Annotated in this window: 6 protein-coding genes; 4 read left to right on the forward strand and 2 right to left on the reverse strand. The window is 44.9% G+C overall.

The window, feature by feature from the left end; genetic code table 11:
- Nucleotides 1-370 (reverse strand): lactoylglutathione lyase (locus tag A3735_RS22545; protein WP_068638699.1); only part of this gene is annotated, 370 nt, incomplete at its 3' end.
- Between the two features lie 31 nt (nt 371-401).
- Nucleotides 402-974, reverse strand: a complete 573-nt coding sequence (locus A3735_RS22550) for an NUDIX hydrolase (protein WP_068512534.1) — start codon at nt 972-974, stop codon at nt 402-404.
- A gap of 151 nt (nt 975-1,125) precedes the next feature.
- Between A3735_RS22550 and A3735_RS22555 the strand changes: the two genes are divergently transcribed.
- The 4 genes from A3735_RS22555 to A3735_RS22570 all read left to right on the forward strand — a co-directional run.
- On the forward strand, nt 1,126-1,725 hold the full coding sequence (locus A3735_RS22555) for a CoA pyrophosphatase (RefSeq protein WP_231872054.1): 600 nt from the start codon (nt 1,126-1,128) through the stop codon (nt 1,723-1,725).
- Nucleotides 1,722-2,246, forward strand: coding sequence for a gamma carbonic anhydrase family protein (locus tag A3735_RS22560; RefSeq protein ID WP_068514819.1), 525 nt, complete (start codon nt 1,722-1,724; stop codon nt 2,244-2,246). The genes A3735_RS22555 and A3735_RS22560 overlap by 4 nt, the downstream gene beginning before the upstream one ends.
- Before the next feature lie 86 nt (nt 2,247-2,332).
- Nucleotides 2,333-2,518, forward strand: a complete 186-nt coding sequence (locus A3735_RS22565) for a DUF1289 domain-containing protein (protein WP_197470208.1) — start codon at nt 2,333-2,335, stop codon at nt 2,516-2,518.
- 34 nt (nt 2,519-2,552) lie between these two features.
- On the forward strand, nt 2,553-2,793 hold a 241-nt coding region (locus tag A3735_RS22570), incomplete at its 3' end, for an NAD-dependent epimerase/dehydratase family protein (protein WP_156499837.1).

The following is a 2,793-nucleotide window of genomic DNA, read 5'->3' on the forward strand; positions in this document are numbered from 1 at the left end:
GTTCGATTGATATGCCATCGGGTGAACGAATAAAGGCCATGTAGCCGTCTCTCGGAGGCCGGTTGATCGTTAATCCTTGTGACTGTAGTTTTTCACATAGCTCATAGATATTGTCGACAGAAAAAGCCAGGTGCCCGAAATTCCTACCGCCGGTGTAGTCTTCAGTGTCCCAATTGTATGTTAGTTCCAGGCAAGGGGCTTTGATAATTCTCGCTTCATCAGCATCGTCCGGTGCCGCAAGAAATACTAGTGTGAATCGGCCTTTCTCGCTGTCTTTGCGACTAATCTCAACGAGCCCTAGTTTATTGCAATAGAAGTCCAGAGAGGCTTCTAGGTCCTTGACACGAACCATAGTATGTAGGTATTTCATTTTTTAACTCCCGGCCTTTAAGTATCTGGTCTTAATCAAGTAAATCTGCAACATGCTCAGGGATCTCACGTGGTTCGCGGAAAATATCACTGACATGCACACCGTAAGTGCCCCGTTTTCGGTCTTCGAAAAACGTCTTCAAACTGCGTTTAACTGTTGGGAAAGCGATTTCATCCCAGGGGATATCTTGTTCGTCGAAGAGTTTTACTTCTAGGCTTTCTTGACCTGCAGCGTAGCTCTCCTGTTTTAGTTCAGCGAGAAAAAAGATATGTACCTGATCAATCTGCGGGACGCTGATCATAGTAAATAAGCCTTTTAGGTTTACCTTCGCTTCTGCTTCTTCCCAGGTCTCACGCATAGCGGCTTCTTCTGTCGTTTCCTGGTTTTCCATAAAACCCGCTGGCAGAGTCCAATAGCCTAAACGGGGTTCGATGGCGCGCTTGCATAATAATACCTTATCGCCCCAAGTGGGAATGGTGCCGGCAACAATATTCGGGTTCTGGTAATGGATATGTTCACAGCCTAAGCAGACGTAACGCTGTCGGTTATCATCTTCAGGAATCTTTTTCTCAACATCGTCGCCACAATGACTGCAGAATTTCATAGGTTTCTCACCAGTGATTTTTATTGAGGGGGCAGTATGCTAAAGTTTGGCTTAGTAAACAACTTGAGATCTTTATCTGAGTGAGCTTTTTTACTAGATCTGTCAACGAGCTCCTTATTCGCCACTTAAGTTTTGGAACCTCTAATCCCCAATGCAAATAATTAATTTACTGAGAGCGCGAATCGAGCAGCATCAGCCAAAAAATATTGTCGAAGAGTTACCNGAGGCAGGTATTCTAGTTCCCTTAACCCGCGAACCAGAGCCTCAGATTATTTTCACGCGCCGGGCGCAACATATGAATACACATAAAGGGCAGGTAGCCTTTCCGGGGGGGAAGTATGATGAGGAAGATACAACACTTGTTAATACTGCACTTCGAGAGTGTCATGAAGAGATTGGCGTCCACCCTGAACAAGTTGAGCTGCTAGGGCCTTTGAGTCAGGTGATATCCCTGCACGGTATTCGTGTTTCGCCTTTTGTCGGCCTGGTGGAGCCAGAGATAGAATTAAAGCCAAATCTAGATGAACTAGACAGTATTTTCAAAGTGCCGGTGAGTTTCTTTTTAAATGAAGAACCCGTGCGTCGTGATAGAATGACCTACAAAGGTCTGGCATTCTCTGTGCCAAGCTATGATTACCACCATCAGGGCGAGCGTTATGAAATTTGGGGCTTGTCTGCCGTGGTGCTTGTTGAACTGATGAATATTGCATTTGATGCGAACATAACAATTTTTGACGGTGAAGGTAAATGATCTACTCCTTGGGAAGCAAAAAACCAAAATTTATTGGTGACGCAGCGTTTGTTGCGCCAAACGCATCATTAATTGGCGATATCGAAGTCCATGAGGGTGCTAGCATCTGGTTTAATGTGGTGATTCGTGCGGATAACGATAAAGTTATCATTGGTGAAAATAGCAATATTCAAGACGGTTCTGTTCTTCATATTGACCCGGGCTTTCCCTTACAAATAGAGAAAAATGTGACGATTGGCCACAAGGTCATGTTGCACGGTTGCCATATCGGAGAGAATTCCTTGATTGGTATTAATGCCGTTGTACTGAATGGCGCGAAAATTGGTAAGAATTGTTTGATTGGCGCGAACGCCTTGATACCTGAAAATATGGTCGTGCCGGATGGCTCGATGGTGCTGGGTAGTCCTGGCAAGGTGAAACGTGCTTTAAGTGAGCAGGAGATTCAAATGCTCAGTCTAAGTGCAGCGCACTATGTTCAAAACGGTCAGCGCTATGAATCAGGGTTGATTCTGGAGGACTAAGTGTTTGCCTGTTAAGATCGACGTTTCACATTTTATGTTTTTATTAGAAAGTAGTTGCCGAATAGTCGTTAGCGAAGAGTAGTTGTATGCCAGAAGAAATGAATGAAGTCCCGTCTCCATGTGTCAGTATTTGTGCACTTGATGTAAATGATGTCTGTGTGGGTTGTCACCGCACGGGTGACGAAATATCCCGCTGGTGGGGCATGGACAATACTGAAAAGAAAAAAATACTAGAGCTCGCTAAAGAGCGCGAACAGAAATCCTATATCTAGATTTATCCTAACAACTGACAACAGGTTTATCAAAATGACTAGCATTGGCACGCCCTTATCGCCTACGGCAACAAAGGTATTATTTTGCGGCTCTGGTGAGCTGGGCAAAGAAGTGGTTATCGAATTACAGCGCTTTGGTGTCGAAGTGATTGCTGTGGACAGGTATGCCAATGCACCGGCGATGCAAGTCGCACATCGCAGTTACGTGATCGATATGCTTGACCCAAAAGCGCTTAGAGAGGTGGTCGAGAAAGAGCAACCACACTTAATTGTGC

The organism is Oleiphilus sp. HI0061 (assembly GCF_001635675.1).

What these genes read in the sequence shown, in the direction of transcription:
- A3735_RS22550 (WP_068512534.1), bottom strand. Translation starts at nt 974, where the DNA reads ATGAAATTCTGCAGTCATTGTGGCGACGATGTTGAGAAAAAGATTCCT.
- A3735_RS22560 (WP_068514819.1), top strand. Translation starts at nt 1,722, where the DNA reads ATGATCTACTCCTTGGGAAGCAAAAAACCAAAATTTATTGGTGACGCA.
- A3735_RS22565 (WP_197470208.1), top strand. Translation starts at nt 2,333, where the DNA reads ATGCCAGAAGAAATGAATGAAGTCCCGTCTCCATGTGTCAGTATTTGT.